At 57.2% G+C, this 19,759-nt stretch carries 17 protein-coding genes, 1 other RNA gene and 3 pseudogenes; 1 reads left to right on the plus strand and 20 read right to left on the minus strand.

Features of this window, described 5'->3' with window-relative positions; translation table 11 throughout:
• The 13 genes and pseudogenes from KGZ89_06130 to rnr all read right to left on the minus strand — a co-directional run.
• Positions 1–1,103, minus strand: a 1,103-nt coding sequence (locus KGZ89_06130; protein ID MBS3974429.1) for a DNA methylase, incomplete at its 3' end; no start/stop codon positions are given.
• A gap of 55 nt (positions 1,104–1,158) precedes the next feature.
• Complete coding sequence (locus tag KGZ89_06135) at positions 1,159–2,643, minus strand: putative DNA binding domain-containing protein (GenBank protein MBS3974430.1); 1,485 nt, start codon at positions 2,641–2,643, stop codon at positions 1,159–1,161.
• 7 nt (positions 2,644–2,650) lie between these two features.
• A complete protein-coding gene (locus tag KGZ89_06140; protein ID MBS3974431.1) occupies positions 2,651–6,385 on the minus strand; it encodes an ATP-binding protein in 3,735 nt (1,244 codons plus the stop codon).
• Positions 6,382–6,897 (minus strand): BREX-3 system P-loop-containing protein BrxF, encoded by a 516-nt coding sequence (brxF, locus tag KGZ89_06145; GenBank protein ID MBS3974432.1) that lies wholly within the window; start codon positions 6,895–6,897, stop codon positions 6,382–6,384. The genes KGZ89_06140 and brxF overlap by 4 nt, the downstream gene beginning before the upstream one ends.
• Positions 6,812–7,120 (minus strand): annotated as a pseudogene (locus KGZ89_06150) (helix-turn-helix domain-containing protein). Before KGZ89_06150 ends, brxF begins: the two are co-directional and overlap by 86 nt.
• 356 nt (positions 7,121–7,476) lie before the next feature.
• Positions 7,477–7,827, minus strand: a pseudogene (locus tag KGZ89_06155) (Fic family protein).
• Entirely contained in the window at positions 7,814–8,047 is a 234-nt protein-coding gene (locus tag KGZ89_06160) for a hypothetical protein (protein MBS3974433.1), read from the minus strand. Before KGZ89_06160 ends, KGZ89_06155 begins: the two are co-directional and overlap by 14 nt.
• Positions 8,044–8,961, minus strand: coding sequence for a virulence RhuM family protein (locus KGZ89_06165; protein MBS3974434.1), 918 nt, complete (start codon positions 8,959–8,961; stop codon positions 8,044–8,046). The genes KGZ89_06160 and KGZ89_06165 overlap by 4 nt, the downstream gene beginning before the upstream one ends.
• A 104-nt stretch (positions 8,962–9,065) precedes the next feature.
• Positions 9,066–9,452, minus strand: a pseudogene (locus tag KGZ89_06170) (SAM-dependent DNA methyltransferase).
• Positions 9,453–9,535: 83 nt separating this feature from the next.
• Positions 9,536–9,772, minus strand: coding sequence for a hypothetical protein (locus KGZ89_06175; protein ID MBS3974435.1), 237 nt, complete (start codon positions 9,770–9,772; stop codon positions 9,536–9,538).
• Between the two features lie 98 nt (positions 9,773–9,870).
• Positions 9,871–10,223, minus strand: a transfer-messenger RNA (tmRNA) gene (gene ssrA, locus KGZ89_06180).
• A gap of 140 nt (positions 10,224–10,363) precedes the next feature.
• Complete coding sequence (gene smpB / locus KGZ89_06185; GenBank protein MBS3974436.1) at positions 10,364–10,834, minus strand: SsrA-binding protein SmpB; 471 nt, start codon at positions 10,832–10,834, stop codon at positions 10,364–10,366.
• A complete protein-coding gene (gene rnr, locus KGZ89_06190; GenBank protein MBS3974437.1) occupies positions 10,834–12,771 on the minus strand; it encodes a ribonuclease R in 1,938 nt (645 codons plus the stop codon). The genes smpB and rnr overlap by 1 nt, the downstream gene beginning before the upstream one ends.
• Before the next feature lie 95 nt (positions 12,772–12,866).
• Here rnr and KGZ89_06195 point away from each other — a divergent pair, with 95 nt between their 5' ends.
• Complete coding sequence (locus KGZ89_06195) at positions 12,867–13,298, plus strand: hypothetical protein (protein MBS3974438.1); 432 nt, start codon at positions 12,867–12,869, stop codon at positions 13,296–13,298.
• A 52-nt stretch (positions 13,299–13,350) separates the two neighbouring features.
• Here the strand turns inward: KGZ89_06195 and KGZ89_06200 are convergent, their stop codons facing one another.
• The 7 genes from KGZ89_06200 to KGZ89_06230 form a co-directional block, all read right to left on the minus strand.
• Positions 13,351–14,550 (minus strand): S41 family peptidase, encoded by a 1,200-nt coding sequence (locus tag KGZ89_06200; GenBank protein ID MBS3974439.1) that lies wholly within the window; start codon positions 14,548–14,550, stop codon positions 13,351–13,353.
• A 43-nt stretch (positions 14,551–14,593) separates the two neighbouring features.
• The gene (ftsX, locus tag KGZ89_06205) at positions 14,594–15,508 is read right to left on the minus strand and encodes a permease-like cell division protein FtsX (GenBank protein ID MBS3974440.1); all 915 of its coding nucleotides are present in this window, start codon (positions 15,506–15,508) and stop codon (positions 14,594–14,596) included.
• The gene (gene ftsE, locus KGZ89_06210) at positions 15,498–16,184 is read right to left on the minus strand and encodes a cell division ATP-binding protein FtsE (protein ID MBS3974441.1); all 687 of its coding nucleotides are present in this window, start codon (positions 16,182–16,184) and stop codon (positions 15,498–15,500) included. The genes ftsX and ftsE overlap by 11 nt, the downstream gene beginning before the upstream one ends.
• Before the next feature lie 86 nt (positions 16,185–16,270).
• On the minus strand, positions 16,271–17,218 hold the full coding sequence (locus KGZ89_06215; GenBank protein MBS3974442.1) for a transketolase family protein: 948 nt from the start codon (positions 17,216–17,218) through the stop codon (positions 16,271–16,273).
• Positions 17,215–18,072 (minus strand): transketolase, encoded by an 858-nt coding sequence (locus KGZ89_06220; protein ID MBS3974443.1) that lies wholly within the window; start codon positions 18,070–18,072, stop codon positions 17,215–17,217. Before KGZ89_06220 ends, KGZ89_06215 begins: the two co-directional genes overlap by 4 nt.
• A complete protein-coding gene (locus tag KGZ89_06225; GenBank protein ID MBS3974444.1) occupies positions 18,072–18,932 on the minus strand; it encodes a YitT family protein in 861 nt (286 codons plus the stop codon). The genes KGZ89_06220 and KGZ89_06225 overlap by 1 nt, the downstream gene beginning before the upstream one ends.
• Before the next feature lie 35 nt (positions 18,933–18,967).
• Entirely contained in the window at positions 18,968–19,756 is a 789-nt protein-coding gene (locus KGZ89_06230; GenBank protein ID MBS3974445.1) for a phosphatase, read from the minus strand.
• Between the last annotated feature and the right edge of the window lie 3 nt (positions 19,757–19,759).

Below are 19,759 nucleotides of genomic sequence, written 5' to 3' on the forward strand. Positions count from 1 at the left end.
ATAGGCTCTGGCAGTTCTAATTCGGAGACTCTTGTTAGTATCTCGATATCGTTCGAGTCTGGCGTCTTGGTGTGTTTGGATTTGCCAATACGGTAAACGATTTGTATCGGTTTGCGCTTAGGCCTCTCCTTCGTCTCAGTCAAAAGCGAATCATAATATGACTCAAAAGTGCGGCTCATTTTTTGCTTCGTAATGACCGCGTTACAGTGAGGACATGGATACTCCTTCATTACCTTTTTTGTTTCCATGTCCATGGCTTCTTCGAGAAAAACTACCTCTCCAGCGCATTCCGGACAGGAAAAAATTTCGCTCCATACGACATAGTCAACGCGCCCTTTCGTCTTTCCATCCGTATGGAGAGTTTCATACATCCAGCCGCATTCTTTTTCAACCTCCCCGAGAATGCGCTTGGCCTCTTTCTCGAACACAGCAACATCGACAGGCGTGTTGTAGTTGTAGGCAATAAACGTCGCCGCTGGCGAAAGATCGTTCAGTACAGCTCTGCGGACGCCCAGTTTTGAAAACGGTCGCCATACCTTCTTGCCATCTTCATCCATCTCTTCCTGCAAAATGGTGCCATCCTGCTTCACCTGATAGCCAAGAGACATGACCGCTTCGCGATCGCCACACATCTGCGCCGCCACTCCTGTCATGCCAGTCCCGCAAAAACCGTCGAACACGATATCCTCCGGCTGCGTGTAGTGGAGGATGTAACGCATGATGGCCTTGTGCGGCACTTTGGTATGGTAGGAGTGCGCGTTGTAAATCGGGTCGTTTTTCCCCTCGCTCACATCAGCCGCAAATGGCTCACGGTGATAGTGATAGCCTTCAGGTTGTTTCGGCTTCTGCGCCTCCCATTCAGCTATGAAGTCGGCAATCCACGGGTTCGGGCAGGCGGTGTAGTACGGTGGATCGCTCAGGTTTAGGATGTCCTCGTCGCTGCCGATTGGAAAGCCTTCGATCTTGCGGAACTCCGGGTCCTGCAGCTTCTTGCGCAGCTCCTCGGTAAAGTGGGCACGGCGGACTTCGTCATTCTCGAACGTCATGCCGAGGCAAGTGACCGGTTCGGAGGGCTTCTGCGGCTCTGGGAAGTCGAACTGCATTTCAGCGGAATTGGCATCGTCAAAAGCATCATTCATCTCGTCAATATCCTCTTCATCAAACATGGCGTTTCTCCAGTGTGGCTTTCCCTTTGGCGGTAATCCGGTATTTCTGATGTCTGCTGTTGGGCTTGTCAGGAATCGTCATTTCAATAAGTCCCTGGGCAATGCCAATTTGCTGATAACGTTCGCGGAAATGCTTTTCGTCTTTGAGTTCGAGAGCACTCATGATCTCCCCTCGGGTCATCTCGCCGGTAATTACCCTTAGCATCCTCGTGACTTCGGGGGTGACTTCGGGGGTGACTTCGGGGGTGACTTCGGGGGTGACTTGCTGGGTCCCCGTTGCCGGCTCCATCTTTTCGCCAAACTCAGGCACCTTGATGACGATCCTGAACACATCCCCCTCGATCAGCTCCGGTTCGGCACCCCCGTAAGCTCGACTATACTTCATCATTTTGCGCATGCCAGAGCCAAGTTCATCGGCGCGGCCGATCTGTCGAAAGAACTTGGCAATTACGGGGTTCTTGGGAAACGGCGTGAAGGTCTCGGGATCGAGTCGGCCAAAACCGTGGGGACGGCTGCTGTTTTCGGTGCGAACCTGGCCGTACTCGATGATCAGCTTGGCGGGAAAAGCATTGGTGTATTCCCGGTGAATGAGGAGGTTGGAGGCCACCTCCCGGAAGATAGCATCTCGTATGCTTATGCTGGTCGTTCCCTCAAGGTAGAAAGGATCGGGCAGGTGTTTGTGAATGAAAGCCATGATGCGTTCATAACTTTCCACCAGATTGACATCGACGAAATCGCGGTCATCGTAACGATCCAGATTGACCTTGCGCAGGATTAGGTCGGTGCGGTGATGGGGAACCGTATTCAACAGCGGCAGTTGTCTTCCCAAAAGCAATATACCTGCAAGGGTAATTCCGCTTTCACCATTTTCTGAACTTGTCTGATACAGTTGGGCGCTCTTGAGCAGCTCCAGGTCATCCATATCCTTCCATGGGTGATTTTCCCAGCGGAGTGATGCAACCTTTCGGCATTTCGCGATCAAATCCCGATCAAGATCATCAAGCCCCAGGTGGGGAAAAATTCTGTTTTCGCTGTAGGTTGTCTGCTTGCGTTGATACAGAGCGGCAACCTGAGCCGTGTTGTCGGTGATGTCGAAGTCCCCATCCTCGTTGCGGTCGAAGATACGCCCATTGCAACGGTGGACCTGGGAGCTTTCAGGTACGAAAATGTGCAGAAGCTTTTTGCCATCTAGCTCGGCATCGTCTATAGACAGGTATGTCGGCGGTGTCAATTTTTGAGGATTATTGATGGCGGTAACGAAGTCCTTGCGAATCTGCACCAGCGCGTCGGGATTGATACCCGGTACGCTTCCATCATCCGCCACTCCGAGCAGCAGCGTCCCTCCATGCCGATTCAGAAAGGCACACACAGTCCCATACACCGATTTCGGCAACTGGTCGCAGCAGGCCTTGAACTCAAGACTCAGGCCCTCCCCTTTTGCGATCAAGGACTGCAACCGGTGCTGATCCATATTCATTCGCGTTTCAGCCTTCCACGACGATCCGCACCTTGGCCGGATCCTTGCCCTTGGTAAGCTGATCGATGTGTTCCTCAAAGCGTTTCTTCATCTCCGCCGGGGTGGCCGGTCCGCCGGTGACTTGCAGGGCCTGTTGCAGCTCCTGCGCCTTGACGGTGACCTTGACCAGGCCGGAGAGCACTTCCTTCAGAGCATGAACAAAGTTGCCATCCAGCGGCACCGGCAGTTCCTTCGATTTGATGAAGGCTTCCAACGGTTCGCGGTCATCGATCTTTAGCAGATCCATGTTGGTCTTGGTGATCGGGTCCTCCAGGTTGCTGAGGATAATGGAGGTCCATGCCGCCACCATGGTGTCGAGCTGGACGTCCATCTGTTCGATCATCTGCGAGCCTGCCGCCATGTCGGTTTCCCCCGACGGTCGGAACCCGCAATGCGGGCAGATGGGCGAGGCCTCGAGGTTTTGCTCAGTCAGAGCAAAGCAGCTCTTCAGCCCAGCCAGGCGGTTCTGGTAATCAGTGAGCTGCTGCCTGGGCATCAGGTCGATACCGGCCAGCTTGAGCAAGGTTTGCAGGCGCTGGTCGTTGAGCAGTCCTGCCTTGCGTTTGTCGTCGTTCACGCCCAGCCGAGCCTTGGTGTGCAGGCCGATGTAGGCGACGATGTAGTCCTTCTTCAGCTTTTGCAGCTTGGCCCCGATGCTCTGGGACTGGCTGGCCAGCTCGGTCAGGTCGGCCTGTTTGAGGGCATACAGTACGTCCTGCCGGGTGGTCTTCATGCGATCCACCCAGTCATGCTCGTCGGGCAGCGCCGCCTCTGCGTTAGAAAGCCAAGCAGCCGTCGGGCTGTGATCCATGATGAACTCGCGCAAGGCGTCCAGTTCATCCAGAGCCTTCACGGCCTTTTCGTGAGCCAGCACTTCGGGAGCGCTGTAGCGGAAGTTCTTCAGCTTGCCCGGCGAGGAGTAGGCCTGCAGCGATTCAAAAAAGCCCTTGCCCTCGTCCAGTCCGCTGGCCTGGCTGGCCAGGTCGGTGTCCGCGAGCAGATCCATGCCCCAGAAAGATAGCCCTTGACGCAGGGTCTGCTGGGTCATAACGATGCGCTTGACGATCTTACCCACAGCCTGCTGCAGGCTCTGGACCGGCTCGTCCTTGCCCTGGGTGACGAGCTGGGCCATGCCCGGCGTCATGCTGAGCAGTTCGAACAGCGCCTTGAGCGCGGGAAGGTTCCATTCCTTGGGCTGCTCCAGGTGCTTGAAGCGAGCCAGCTCGTCCATACCGGTCGCGGCCAGTTGCTGCAACCCGGTGGCGTCAAATTTCTTGCCCGGGATGGAGAGAACGATATCGCCGGAGTAGACCAGCGACGCCAGGATGACCATCATCCATTCGGGTTCCAACCGTGAACCGCCCGGGTTCATGTATTCGAGGCCGTGGTCGTCATGAATGATCTCGCTGCGGTTAACCACCTGGCCGTGGCCTTTGGCCTTGACGGCATCGAGGATAAACTTGGTGTACTTCGACTTGTGGGGGTCGATCTTCTCGCCATCGAGCAGCTCCAGGGCGTCCAGTACAGCAGTGGCCTGCTTGGTGCGGTGGAGCCCCCCGATGGCCCGCAGAGCATCCTGCGCGGCCTGGGCGCGGTTGTTGCCGGTGATCAGAACCGAGAAAAACGGATAGTCCGGGGCCTGGTTCTCGAAGTTCGGCGCCAGGCAAACACCGGCGATAGCGTTGACCAAATCGCGGAAGTTGATGGTCTCGTGGGGCGACAGGCCAGACAAGTCGCGGATCGATTTGCCCTTGGCCCATTCAGTCATTGACTTGGCGCGGCCCTGGTATGTGACCTCGAAGGCATCGCTCATGTGCTTCTGCAGCCACTGGACCAGTTTCTTCAGGAAACCGTTGGCCTTCGATTCATAGGTGGCCTTGGCATGGCCAGATGAGGTGGCCGCAAGATCCAGAGCGGCCGCATAGCTCTTCAATGCGGTCTGGAATTCCTCGTCGGTACCCTTCAGGCGAAAGAAGACCTCGTCGTTGAACTTGTCGTCCCTGAATCGGGGCGGATCGCTGGGCTGGATGAAGTAAAGGTAGAAGTCCCGCTGCGGCACGGCGGTGGAGCGCTCGTTGGGAGCACCGAAAAAGAGGTAGCCTGAGCGGGCGGCTTTATGCTCCTGCCAGATTAGCTCGTGCTGCCAGATCTTGTAGCCGGTCACGTAGGTGGCGTCCTGGCATTCCATGACCCGCTTGAGTGCCTCGTAATAGAAGCGGTCGAGCTGAGCCTGGCCCAGGCTTTCGGCCCGCTTGTCGATCAAGGCGTCGAAGTCGTCGGTCTTCTTCAGATCGAGGTAGAACTGGCGGTTTTCGACATTGAAGGAGATAAACTGGCCACTGACTGTCTTGTGGATCTCGCGCAGAACCGTTTCCACATGGGTCTGCAGATCCTTGTCAGGCTCGTCGCTGCCCAGCTCGGCGATTAGCGGATCGAACAGGCAGAGACGGTCGCGCAGTTCCTCGGCGGATGCGCCCATGGGGGCATAGATATCGCCGGTGGTGAGGCGGTGAACGGACAGCGCATGGATCAGTCGCAGCGCCATCGGCTTGTATTGCTTGCGGGTGATGGCGTTTTCGATCCGGGATTCCAGCACCTGGCTGCAATCGATAACCGCCCGGATCTCGGGAAGGGCGCGGAAGGAGGCGTTCTGTTTGAGCGTGCTCCAGTAGCTGTCGAAGGCGATCAGGCCGGGTTCGTCCTGCGGCACGTCTTTTCCGAGAATGCCTTTCATGCCCATGGACAGGGTCTTGAGCACCTCGCGTTTTTCCACCATGGTGACCCGCTCGAAGGTGTCGATGTAATCGGGATGCACCGGAAAGAGGCGGACAAAGTCGTCCATGCGCTCATTGAAGCCGCCATAGTATTTGGCAAAGGGCGTAAGGTAGTCGCGGATCTTAGCCTGTTGCTCGGTGGTCTTCTTGAGCAGGCGCTCGGCAACGACGAATTTCACGTCGCTGCGCGCAATAAGGATCTGCTCGAAGCGGTCCTTCACCCGGCGGATGCTGTCGGCGACAAAAGAGAAACGCGGGCTGTCAAAGATGGCTTCCTGGACACCGGCCATAAAGCGGAAGCGCAGGTCCTTGCAAACCTCGCCGACCTCGCGGAGAAAGTTGAGGTCGAGGATAAGTTCCTGGTCATTGCGGGCACGTAGGTAGTCGAGCAGCTCATCGACCACCAGCAGCAAGCCGTGTTCGGGAAATACCTCGCCGAACTTGGCCATCATGTCTTCGAAGGCCCGCTTGTGGCTGGTGATGGTCCCGGCTTCGGGGAACACATACTCTACGCCGAGCTTTTCGAGATGCTCTTCCAGTTCGGCCACCAGGATGTCGCGCAGGGACATGGTAGTGGATCCGATCTCGGTACGGATAACCTTGAAGCGTCCGGCGATCTGATCTGCTGCGTCGCGGACACCGGCGTGGCTCAGGCCCTCTAGCAGTGATGCGTCTGCGGCAATGCTGGAGACCACCGACATCAAGTGCGATTTACCGGTGCCGTAGTTGCCGACGACAAGCAGGCCCTTGTTGTCGGCAGGCTGGTCAAACTGCATCTGAGGAATGACAAGCTGTGTGAGCCGTTCGGCCATTTCCTCGGAAATGACATAAGTGTTTACGAGCGTGAGTGCGGCGCTCGATTTGTCCGCGTCACGCAACTGAACGACCGACTCAATCGGGTCGAACTGAATAAGGTCTCCGTATTTCATGCTTGTCCTGACTCTCTATTGTTTTTCGCCGAATCGACCGTGGCCGTGCCGTCCATGCCTACAATCAGCGCATCGACCGAGTCATAGCTGCGGTACTCGGGATGGCCGATTTCGGCATACAAAAGCCTCCCGGAACTCATGATTCCGCTCCACGAAGCCACCACGGCCTGGTTTCTCGAAATGCCCTGTAGCAGGCGCAAGGGATCCTGCTGGAGATCCTTGTCGAAGAGGATCTCGAGATTATCCAGCACCACGGGTGACTGAGCTTGGTTCGCGATCTGCTCGAGGATGCCTGACAAGCGAAGTGACCGCTGCCTTGCCGTCAACTCAAGCAGTTCGCCTGAAAGCGCCAGATTGACGTTAACGACGGATGACCCGAACTCCTCGGCAATATCCCGAAGAACGCCTGTCTTGCCGGAACCGCTCTCACCCACCAGAAGTACCAGGCGGTGATATAAGTCTTCGGATGCCTGGAGAGATCGTTTTATCTTGTCGTGAACCGGCCCAGCCATGGTCGCTCCTTATTTGCTCGGTTTCCGGCTTATCAGATTTATCAGCCGCACCGACGACCCTCACCCAATCGCCGACTTCGTCTTTCTTGAACTTCCCGCGACAGCCCATGCGGTGGGCAGGCATCGCATGCTTGTCGATCCAGCGGTAAACGGTGCCACTGCTGACACCGAGCTACTTGCCTATCTCGGCTACTGATAGCCAGCGGTCTTCCACCTCAGCCATCTTCTAATATATCACTGACCACTGACAATTCTATCCGTATAAGGCGGGCATGGCGTCGAATAGTGAGTTCCGGCAATTCGTCTTTAGCGGTATTTGTACTGGGCAAATACTTTCCAGATAATCATAGGCATCGGGAACATAGGAACCGCACAGGCCGGATTGGTTGTTGGCGTCGTGAAAAAAGCACCAACGCCTTCGCTTATGCCGCCGACGGGCGGCAGGACCTTGGCGTTCAGAGCCAGCTGGGGGGTCACTACCAGTCGAGTTTGCGGGTTACGCGCAGATAGAATTCCCGCTCCAGAATGGCCAGGTTGTCACAAGCCATGTCGCAAGTTTGTCACAAGCATACACCTCTGCTACTCGTCGGCATGGTGTTGAAGCCAACGCAGTCCTTTACTGGTCAACCGATAACGCTGAGTCGGGCTACGCGGGGAATCGGGTTGTGTACGTTCGATCCATACGTCTTCCATGGCCGGATTGAGGTAGTTGTTCCAAAACGTAGGGCGGTGGGACAAACCCAAGGCCTGCATCAAATCGTTACTGCCCAGTTCGCCGCTCCCAATTGCACGGATCAATGCCGCTACTTGGTCGCTTACTTGGTCGCTTACTTGGTCGGTCGACACAGCCTCACGGACTGCATCGCGCAACGAACCCAGCATGAACTCGACAAAAAGAGTAGCATCTGCCTGTTGGTCAGCCGCCGCGAGTGCCGGAATCATCACCTTCGGAAATATCTGAGGTTGTGCTTGGCAAGAGGCTTCCGGTCCAGGACTGAATGTTTTCTAGCCCCAAGTAGTCGGCATGCTCGGAGGTTGCGTCCATTCGCTCATTTCGAAGCGGCGCAATAAATTTCAGCCGCTTTCCGACTTCATCAACCCTTCGTGTCTTCGCGCCTTCGTGTGAGGCCATCATTGCCCCCGGATTCATCGTTTTTCCTTCTTCTGTTCAAGTTGTCTTTCAATCCGCTCCAGCTCCACGATCTCCTCGGCATCGGCCTGCCTGACCTCGGCGATGCGGCGTTTTTCGTCGAAAGCGTCGAAGCATTCGCAGGCGATGCGCTCCATGGCCTCGCGCGAGACACTGCCGGCGTGGGTGAGCACGGCCTTTTCGTTGAAGTCCAGCAACCGGTCGACATTATGCCGCCAGTAGTCGAGAGTGAGCTGCTTGCGCTCCTTCACCCGCAATTCAGCCTGTTCCAGGAAGATGACCACCAGCCGGTTGAGGGTGTCCACCTCGTCGGCGGAAAGGTAGTTCTTGGCCACGATCACATCATGCTTGCGCACCCGCGAGCCGCTCCAGTTGGTGAGTGCCATGTTGGGGGCGTCCGGGTCGGCGCGGGAGACGATGATCTCGGCGGCGGTCTGACCGGCGACGGCGAACAGCAGCTTGTTCTGGGTTTCAGCGAAGAAGAGTTGGGCGGCACGGTCGTCGGAAGTATAGTCGGAACTGAGCGCAAAGAGGTCGCGTACCTTCTGGTAAAAACGCTTCTCCGAGGCGCGGATCTCGCGGATGCGGGCCAGCAGCTCGTCGAAGTAGTCCCAGCCGCCGGGGTTCTTGAGGCGCTCGTCGTCCATGACGAAGCCCTTGACCAGATACTCGGCCAGGTGGGCGGTGGCCCACTGGCGGAACTGGGTGCCGCGCGGCGAGCGCACCCGGTAGCCCACCGCCAGGATCATATACAGGTTGTACAGGTAGGTCTTGCGCTGGACCCGGCGGTTGCCCTCGTTTTGAACTGTCAAGGATTCCTTGACAGTTGCCGCCTCCGGCAACTCCCCTTCCATTAGGATGTTCTTGATGTGCAGGCTGACGTTCTGCTTGGTAGTATCGAACAGCTCGGCCATCTCGCCCTGATTCAGCCAGACGGTACCATCCAGGGTTTGCAGCTGGACTTCCGCCTGCCCATCCTCGGTACGGTAAACGATCAGCTCTCCCCGGTCCGGTGTGCTCACTCCGTCACCTCCCGCAAGAGGCCCATGATCCGCTTCTCTACCGCCTCCAGTTCGGCGTCGATCTCGGCAAGCGGTCTCGGCGGTTGGTACTGGAAGAATTCGCGGTTGAAGTTAATCTCGTACCCCACCTTGCCGATGCCGCCATCCTGTTCGTCCAGAGTGTCGCGGCCGATCCAGGCGTCCGCCACATAAGGGCGCACTTCGCGCAGCACGTAGCTGATGACGTCTTCCTTGAGCGGGATGTTTTCAAAATCCTTCAGGTTGGAGTCGGCCTCGTACTCGACATATTTCCCTTTCCCTGCCGAGTTGAGTCCAAGCAGGACTTTCATCTCATCGGGCGCAAGCTCGGGCAGGGTTTGGCCGGGAAACAGCGCTTCGTCCACATGGCGGGGATGCGGGCCGCTTTCGGCAAACTGTGAAACCACTTGATAGAGACGGTTTGCCTCTTCAAGTTTGGCAATCGGGGTCATAGGTGAATATCCTTGTTATCGAGATTCAGCTTGCCTTGTCCCGCCATCCGCTCACAAAAAGCTTCGAATTGTTTTCTTGCGAGCTTGAAGGGAACCGTCTTGCCGTTTTCCCAGCGGTTGACCTCCTTGACCATCTCCGCAAAATTTTTCGGTGCTTTTGCCATATCGGTTTGCCCCAACTCCTGGTGCGCCGCCAATTCACTGGCAGCAATCAAGTGCGATTTGCCAAACATACAATTAGGCTTTCAATATAGCAGGTGACAACGCACAGAAAAACAAAACCCGCCACCCCGGAGATTGACTCCAGAGGGACGGGTTTGTCTTTCGTAAATGGTGGAGGCGCGGAGAATCGAACTCCGGTCCACGATACACGATCGGGAAGCATCTCCAGGCTCAGTCATCAGTGAGTTCTCGGCCGGCGCATTACCTGATGACACGCGGTGCGTCGTCCATGGCGGTTCAGGCTATAAGCAACACCATACCGCCTACGTGTGCTGCAGCAGTCCCCTAAGTGGCGCCTTACCGATGACGGGGACGCTCATCGGGTCGGCGTCGCTGCACTATTTAGGCAGCGAGGGCGTAATCATTGTCGACGTTTATGCGTCGGTACCCCTGTTTTACGAGACGAGGAGATCTCGGCCTGCTTCTTCCGTCAAGCCTATCGTGTCGAAACCAGTCGCCCCCATTCGCATGAGGAAATTCGACTTGTCAAAGTACATCCGGGCGCGCTTTGCCCGACTTACTATTTTACCAGCCAGTGCAACTTCCACGCCATCGCTTCCCTGCCTGTTGGCAAAAGCCCGGGATAAGACGCGCAAGCGCGGCTATTGCCGAGGCGGTCGATCGCGCAGTGCCCGCTCCATATCGCGCTTCTGATCACGCTCGGCTATGGTTGCACGCTTGTCGTAGAGCTTTTTGCCTCGCGCGAGACCGATCTCGATCTTCGCCCGATTGTCGGCGTTGAAGTAAAGCTTCGTGGGTACCAGGGTAAAGCCGCGCTCGGCGATCTTGCCTGCGAGGTAGCGTATCTCCTTTTTGTGCAGGAGTAGTCGCCTGACTCGGCGGGGCTCCAGATTGGCGCGATTGCCGTGCGAGTAAGGCGCGATGTGCAGGCCATGCACGAACGCTTCGCCGTGCTTGATGCCGACGTACGCATCGCGAAGGTTGGCGCCGCGGTCCCTTAGCGACTTGACTTCAGTGCCGCTGAGCTCGATCCCGGCCTCGAAGACCTCGTCAATAAAGTAATCGTGGTAGGCCTTCTTGTTTCCAGCTATGACTTTTATATCGCGTGGCATCAGGATCCCAGTTCGAAGTCGATTCGTGCGTCGATCGTGCTGACGTTGGTAATTCTAACTGAAACACGTTCTCCCAAACGGTACGATCGGCGTCTTTCCCGGCCGATCAGTGAGAAGCCGGCCGTATCCAGCTCATAGTAATCATCGACCATGCTCCGGACGTGCACGAGTCCTTCGGCGGTGTTTTCAAGCTGGACAAAAAGCCCGTACGAATGCACCCCCGTGATGATGCCGTCGAAATCCTCGCCGATATGCTCGGCCATAAGCTGGGCGATCTTGAGGCGCACCGTTTCGTCCTCGGCGGCCTCGGCCTCGCGCTCCATGGTCGAAGAGTGATCGGCTATCCACTCCAGATCCTCGGCGGCGGCTAAGAGCTCCGGCGCCTTCGCTCCCTCTCTGAGCATGGCTCGAAGCAGCCTGTGAACCACCAGATCGGGGTATCGGCGGATGGGGCTCGTGAAATGTGAGTACGCGTCACTGGCGAGCCCGAAATGCGTGTCGGCGTAATCGGTGTACCGCGCTCGCTGCATCGCTCGAAGCAGAAGCGAGTTTATCAGGCGCTTTTCGGGCCGGTTGTGCGCGTACGCTATGATCCTGGCGAAGGTGGCGGGTGTCGCTCCGCGAACCTCGGTTATCGGATAGCCGAACTCCTTGAGCACAGCGGCCACCGGCGACAGCGCATCTGGATCAGGCTCCTCGTGGATGCGGTAGACCATCGGCGCGCTGGCTTCAAGCATGTGCGCGGCAACAACCTCGTTGGCTCGGATCATCGCCTCCTCGATCATGTTCGTCGCCTGCGTACGCTCGCGCAAGACCACCTCGAGCGGCGTGCCGTCATCGCTAAGCCTAACCTTCGCCTCGACGGTCTCGAAGTCTAGCCCGCCTCGGGCCAGGCGGCGCTTGCGTAAAAGCTCGGCGGCTCGGGCAAGCTCCTTGACGGCTTGTTCCAAATCCCGACCAGCCAGACTCTCCTTTCCATCGAGAAAACGCTGAACTTGGTCGTAATCGAAGCGCATGTCCGACCTGATCACCGACGGAAAAAGCTCATAGCCAACAAGCGCACCGTTAGCGTCCAGATCCATCATCACCGAGAAAGCCAATCTGTCCTCGCCCGGATTCAGTGAGCACAGGTTGTTCGAAAGGTGCTCCGGGAGCATCGGCAGAACCCTGTCGACGAGATAGACGCTTGTCCCGCGCTTGCGCGCTTCCAAATCTACGGGATCGTCCCATCTGACGTAGTGCCCGACATCGGCGATGTGAACGCCTAAGCGCAACACGCCATCTACCCGCTCGGCAGTGATCGCGTCATCGAAATCGCGGGCATCAGCGGGGTCGATCGTAAACGTGAGCTTGTCCCGAATATCTCGGCGATCCGGCTCGGCAAGCGCCTGTTCGACATCGAGCGTCTTCGATTCGGCGTGTGAAGTGACCTCAGGCGGAAACTCCGTGCGCAAGCCGTGCTGGCGGATGATGACCTCGATCTCCAGGCCGGGCGTTCCCTGAGGGCCTAAAACCTCCTCGATGACACCGGTCGCGCTTTGCTGCCGAGAAGGAAAAGCTGTTAGCCTGACAACCACGATGTCGCCAGGGCTGGCCTGGCCTGCGTCCTTGCGATGGACGAAGACGTCATGGTGAATGCGGGGGTCTACGGGAACGACCACGCCCACCCGGGATTTGCTCTCAAAGCGCCCCACAAGGGTTTCATTCGCGCGCTCAAGGATTTTGAGTACGGCGCCGCTTCGTCCTTGCGCGGAGCGCCCGGCCTTGACCCGCACGCCAACCGTGTCGCCGTGCATCGCGCCTGCGGTCTCACGCGCACCGATATAGATGTCGCCTTCCGGCGCCGCGACAAACCCGAAGCCCTTGCGATTCATCGACAGCCGACCGACAATGAGCCCGCCGCGTCTGGCTTTGGCCAAACGTTTGCTTATAACCACTATTTCGCCTCCATCTTTGACAGCAATGCTAGAATCTTATCCAAAATACGAAGGCACCGAAAATTTGCCGCCTGCTAGCCATACGGGAGACTCAATTGAACTCAGGTAGACCACTTGCCCCTTGCTTCGTAGGAAGCGGCACCCTTACACATCCACTGGATATGGCAAGGGCGCTTGAAACGCTGGAATCAACTGATTATACCTACATGGTGGATGGTCAGGTTGTGGAAACAGGCGAAGCGGCTCTCGTGCGGCTCGTGATGGACAACTCGGCCGCCAGCATCATCGTGAATGGCTGCATATTTCTCAACATCTCGAGCTTTATCTATCTGGACTTTAGCACCGAAGACGGCATCGTGGTTATGCGCCTGTACAGAGATGGCGCCGTGCTCGAACTAAGGGGCAATCCCGCCCGCGATCTGATTTCTGAGGGCGACCCTAATCCGACTGCCATTCGAATGGCCAAGCATCCGCGCTACTACCTCGAGCACTACATGATGGGCGAAGAGGACGAAGACGAGGACTGATCTCGCCTCACATGCGCGTGTCCAGGCACCTGCAACTGCTCGTGCGACGCCCTTAGAGCTCCTCGAGAACTAGCTCTATCGCCCGCTTGCGCTGTGTATCCGTAGCCTTATCTTCTTGAAGCGCAGGATCCATCTCCACGAGAACGTCCGGCTCGAGACCGACTCCGTTGATCTCGCGGCCCTTCGGCGTCACATAGTGGGCCGTGGTGAATTTGATGGCGCCGCCAAACGAGAGCTCGCGCACACTCTGTACGCTTCCCTTGCCGAAGCTTTTTTGACCGACGACACGCGCTCGGCCGTGATCCTGCAATGCGCCGACCAGCACCTCACTTGCCGAGGCGGAATTCTCGTTCATCAACACGACCAGCGGCAGATCGATAGGATCGCGCCCGCTGGCTCGATATGCGTTGACAGCGCCGGAGCGATCCTCGACCGAGACGATCTTCCCATCGGGGATGAATATGGATGCGACGTCCACAGACGATTGCAGCAATCCACCCGTGTTGTCCCGCAAGTCGAGCACGAGTCCCTTAGCTCCGTCATCGGAAAGCGCCTGGATGGCGGCGCGAAGATCCGCTTCGGAGTTGTTGTTGAAGGTCATCAGGCGAACATATCCAACATCGCCCTGAAGCTCTTGGGTTACGTTTGGTATGTCTATCTTCGCCCGCTCTATCGTAAAGTCGAGCTTTTTCTCCTCGGCGGGTCGGAAAATCGTGACGCCTACCTTGGTGCCCTCCGGGCCGCGTACTCTTCGCACGACCTCCTGGGTCGTCCACTCTTCCCGCTCGACGTCGTCGATTCTCACGAATATGTCATCGGCCTTGATTCCGGCGCGCTCGGCCGGAGTGCCTTCGATCACGGAGATGACGTAGACGCCGCCATCACGCTGGCCGATGTTCACACCGATTCCGAAGAACTCCCCTTCAGTCTGCTCGTTGAAGAACCCGAAGTGCTGCTCATCAAAGTAGAATGCGTGCTCGTCGCCCGTACCCTCCAAAAGCCCCCTGATAGCGCCTGCGCTCTTCGAGGCCTCAGAGGCGGGGCGCAGGGATTCACTGTCGAGAATTCGCTCGACCTCGAGGAGCTGCTCGACGAAGGTGCCATCGGTAGCAGCAGGAGTACCACTAAACTTGTCGCTGAACGATTTGTCAAAGTCGGCGACTCGGCCAAAAAGTACGCCAACGACGAATACGGCCGCAACAAAGGCCAGCCCAAAGAAGATCGAAATGACGTAAATCCAACTACGCTTCATGTTGTTACCATCCTCGAAGAGTACGGCGGCAGATACTGTAGCGTCACACTTTGAGGTAGCGACGAAGCGCTACTCCCGAGCCGATCAGGCCAATTACGATGCCTGCGGCAATCAGTACAAGCGAAAGCTGTACCATAGTAGTTTCGGTGATATTGATCGGCAGGAACAGCAGCATCTCTTTTATACGGGGCACGAGTAGGAAGTACATGGCTGCTAGGGACGCTATCGCCAAAAACGCGCCAATGAGCGATTGAATCACGCCTTCCAGCAGGAAGGGCGTCCTGATAAACCAGTTGCTCGCACCGACAAGCCGCATGATCCCGATCTCCTTGCGTCTCGCGTGAATCGCCAGACGAATCGTATTGGAGATAAAGATGAGACTTACCGAGGCAAGCATAACGATAAACACCACCGAGACAACGCGCATCATCCCGGTAAACGCGAACAGATCTTCGATTATCTCGGCACCGTAAGCGAGTGAGCGCTCCGGCTCCTCTGGTCGATCCGCCACCTTGAGGAAGAGCTCACTGGCTTTTATCCTCTCGACCATCACCTCAACCTCACGAGGGTCGTTCAGTTCGACGTCGAGCGAGGCGGGAAGCGGGTTTCTCTCCAGAACGTCCATGATCTCGCCACTAGCGGCCCACTGCTCCCTGAATCTTTCGAGCGCTTCTTCTTTCGTTATGTACTCGACGCTTTGAACAAGCGGATCCGACCTCACGAAGGATTGCAGCGCCTGGACATCCTCGGTGGCTGCGCCGTCCTTGATGAATACCTGTATCGAAACCTTATCCTCAAAGTCCCTCACGATATCGTTTACCACAGCGCCTACCAGCATCGACACGCCGACGAGCAGCAGCGAAAGATAGATCGTGATAACCGCACCCAGGCTCATGACCCAGTTGCGATTGAAGTTTGTGATCGCCTCTCTTATGAAATAGCCGACATTAATCGCCATAGCCATACACTCCTCGGCTTTGATCGCGGATAACTCGGCCATTCTCAAGCGCAATGACGCGCTTTCGCATCGAATCGACCATCTCTCGATCGTGGGTAGCGACGAGCACGGTTGTCCCCGTCTTGTTGATACGATTGAAAAGACTCATGATCCCGAGCGAGGTCGCGGGGTCCAGGTTTCCTGTCGGCTCATCGGCGAGCAGGATCGGTGGCCGGTTCACAAACGCCCTTGCGATCGAAACCCGCTGCTGTTCGCCTCCGGAGAGCTCTCCGGGATAGCTGCCGAGCTTGTCTTCGAGCCCGACGAGCTTGAGCACTTCCGGCACCTGGGTCCGGATGACATGTCGGGAACGCCCGATCACCTCGAGCGCGAAAGCGACATTTTCGTACGCGGTCTTGTTGGGCAACAGCTTGAAGTCCTGAAAGACGCACCCAATGTTGCGGCGCAGATAAGGAACCTTCCAACTTTTGAGCTTATTCAAGTTTTGGCCCGCAACGATGATATTGCCCCTTGTGGGCAGTATTTCGCGCTGGAGCAGTTTAATAAACGTCGACTTGCCGGAGCCGGAGTGTCCAACCAAAAAGACGAACTCCCCCTGCTCGATCTCTACATCTACCTCGGCTAATGCCGGTCTGTCACTCCCATAAGTCTTTTCAATACCTTGCAAGCTAATCATTTGGCTTGTCTCTCTTCATATAACCATCTCTTTATCTAGTCATCCCGGTTACGCGGGGCCATCCAGCAAGAATCTCAACTATCTTATCAAATCTCTCGCTCGCCCCGCTTCTCAAGCAACCCTTTCGCCGCTTCAGCTATATGCCGTGACTTCAATCCAAAGTGCTCCATAAGCTCATCCGGCTCACCGGACGTGCCAAAAACGTCCCTGACTCCAACCCTTGCCATCGGCGTTGGCGAATCTTCACAAAGAACCTCCGCAATTGCCGAGCCAAGTCCGCCGATGATGCTGTGCTCCTCGCAGACAACAACCGCGCGAGTTTTTCTCGCCGAGGACACAATCGTCCCCTCATCCAGCGGTTTTATCGTCGATACATCGATAATCTCGGCGGATATCCCCTCGGATGCCAGTATTTCGGCGGCCTCCAACGAGTTTGCCACCATGACCCCGCATGCGGCGATGGTTACGTCCGCGCCCTCCCGAAGAATATAGGCTCGCCCGATCTCAAAATCATGGCCTTGATCGTATATGGCAGGGACAGCCGCACGACCGAGACGCACATAGAATGGCCCGGGCGTAGCAGCCGCCGCGCGTAGCGCCCCGCATGCGGCGTGATAGTCCGCCGGAACCAGCACCTTCATGCCTGGCAGCACCCGCATCAGCGCAATATCTTCGAGCATCTGATGGCTTCCGCCGTCGGGCCCTACCGTGATTCCGGAGTGTGTCGGCGCGAGCTTCACGTTCAGGTTCGAGTAGCACACCGTGTTGCGGACCTGGTCATAAGCTCTACCGGTCGCGAAGACCGCAAACGACCCGGTAAACGCGATCTTACCTGCGGCAGCGAGTCCTGCGGCAGTTCCGATCATGTTTTGCTCGGCGACGCCAGCGTTGAAAAACCTGTCGGGATACTCGGTGGCGAACTTGCAGGTGGTGGTCGATTTGGACAGGTCAGCCTCGACCGCCACAATGTCGTTGCCCTCTTGCGCAAGCCTGATCAAGGTCTCGCCAAACGCCTCGCGCGTAGCACGCTTCACCACTTCTTGCTTCCTTCCTCGACAGAACACGCCAGCTCACCGAGAGCACACGAGGTTTCCTCGGAGTTGGTGGCCCTGCCGTGCCACTCCGCATTGTTTTCCATGAAAGAGACACCCCTGCCTTTTACCGTGCGGCAGACAATCGCCCTTGGGGGAGCATCGGACTTACCGCGATCCCCCAGAACCTCTAGTAACTGATCCGTATCGTGACCGTCGACAAGGCAAACACTCCACCCAAATGCCGAGAACTTGGCGGCGATATCTCCCAAATCCACCACTTCCTGGCACGATCCATCGATCTGAAGGCCGTTGTGGTCGACGATGGCCGTCAACCTGCCGAGGTGGTGGTGTGCAGCGAACATCGCGGCCTCCCACACCTGTCCCTCCTGCAATTCACCATCACCGAGCAGGCAGAACACCCGCTGCTCGGTCATGCCGTCAGCGCGGAGCGCCAGGGCGATCCCGTTGGCTATTGAAAGTCCCTGTCCCAGCGAGCCTGTCGAGACCTCAACTCCTGGCGTCTTGTTGCTGTCCGGGTGCCCTTGGAGGATCGAACCGAGTTTACGCAGAGTCGGCAGATGCTCGCGTCCGAAGTAACCAGCCTCTGCGAGCGCCGCATAGAGCACCGGTCCGGCATGCCCCTTGGAGAGCACGAAGCGGTCTCTCTCCGGCCAATCCGGGAACGCCGGGTCGTGGCGCATTACCCCGAAGTAGAGCGTCGCAACTATATCGGCGGCGGACAGCGATCCACCCGGATGCCCGCTGCCGGCCATCGCGATCATCTCGACGATGTCCTTGCGCATCGATGAGGCGACCCTGCGAATCTCGGCGGGGTCAAGATGCGTGAAAGTCATCAAACTCCCATCTTCTTAAATCCTTCACCCAACGTTTCGTGAACATCGGATATTATCATCATCGCCTTAGGGTCGATGGTATTTACAATCGCTTTCAAGTCATCGATCTCCCTTCGCGAGACAACGACGAAGAGCATCCCGCGCGGCTCGCCTGTGTAAGCGCCAGTCGCCGAGAGAAACGTAGCTCCCCGGCCCAGCTCGCCGGTTATCGCCTCGGCGATACGCTCTGAAGCGTCCGAGATGATGAATGCGGCCTTTTCGACCTTGAGACCCTCGAGCACCAGGTCGATTGTGACGCCGACGACGAATATGGCCACGGCGGCATAGAGAGCGAATTTTGGACCGAACACGAACGCGGCGATCAGCACAACGACTGCATCAACCGCCAAAAGTAGCTGCCCGACGCCGAGGTTGAACTTGCGGGATATGAGCTGGGCCACGATGTCCGTGCCGCCGGTGTTACCTCCGGCCTTGAAGACCATGCCGACGCCGAGTCCGCAAAGCACCCCGCCGTATAAAGCAGCCAGCAGCAGATCATCAGAGGCAAGCGCGGGGGTGAAGGTGGCGAAAAGTTCGATGAAAAAGGAGAGCCCGACTATTCCGTAGATCGTCTTGGCCGCATAATGCAACCCGCGAAAACGGATGGCCACCGCAAGAAGGATGCCGTTCATCACAAGTAGCTGAAGGCCAACGGGGAGCAATATGCCGTTCTCCTGAGCCACGTGGAAGATGACCGTAGCCAATCCGGAGACCCCGCCCGCGGCAAGCTTGTTTGGAATGAGAAACGCCACCAGCGCAAAGGCGGTAAGAGCCAGACCGACCGTCATGTATCCATAATCACGAACCGGCCTATGCCGCAAGACCGCGCCTGGCCGTATTTGTGAGAGTCGGCCTATCATGATTTCACGACCCAGCCCTGCTCATCGGACCAGATGCCTCCGGAATCAAGCCGAGGCCGGGGGCGTTTTTGCAGCAGAAACTCCAAAACACTCGCACTATCGCGATTCACACAAGCGCTCTCGGGAATACTCAGGCCCTCCAAGACTTTGAGTGCATTTTCGAAGCGACCGATGCGCAAGTGATAGTGCGCATCGGAAGAGACTGCGATCGGCGCTTTCGCCTGGTAGGCCGCGAGCGCAAATTCACGCTCCCTGCACGAGCTGCCATTGCGATCGGATGTAGGCGTGAAGGAATGGTCGTTGATCTCGATGATCACCCGGTTATTGACCGCAGCAGCAATCACAGATTCCAAATCGAGCGGAAACTCCCGATCATTGCCCGGGTGAGTGATCATATCCACGAAGGGGCTCTCCATCACCCTGAGCAGCGCCTCGGTATTCTTCACGCGATCACAATCGTCAAAGCCGGTGAGCGGATGAAATCCGACGGCGACAAAATCGAGTTGCTCTAGCACCTCATCGGGCAGGTCGATTCCGTTATCCGAACTCATCGAGGGAGATGCCTCGCACCCTTTCAGTATCCGCACCCCATTGAGCACACTAGGAATAACCTTGAGATTCCAGAAATGCCAAGGATGAGCACCCTCTGGCACGCTCGGCCCGTGATCTGTGACTGCAATAAGCTCAAGACCCGCCATCCGCGCCGCGGCGGCATTTTCCGTGATCGTCGAGTATGCGTGGCCTGAGGAGATCGTGTGCGTGTGGAGATCCGCGAGCAGGGCCATCGT

It is taken from the genome of Actinomycetota bacterium (genome assembly GCA_018334075.1).
Lineage (GTDB): Bacteria > Actinomycetota > Coriobacteriia > Anaerosomatales > UBA912 > JAGXSC01.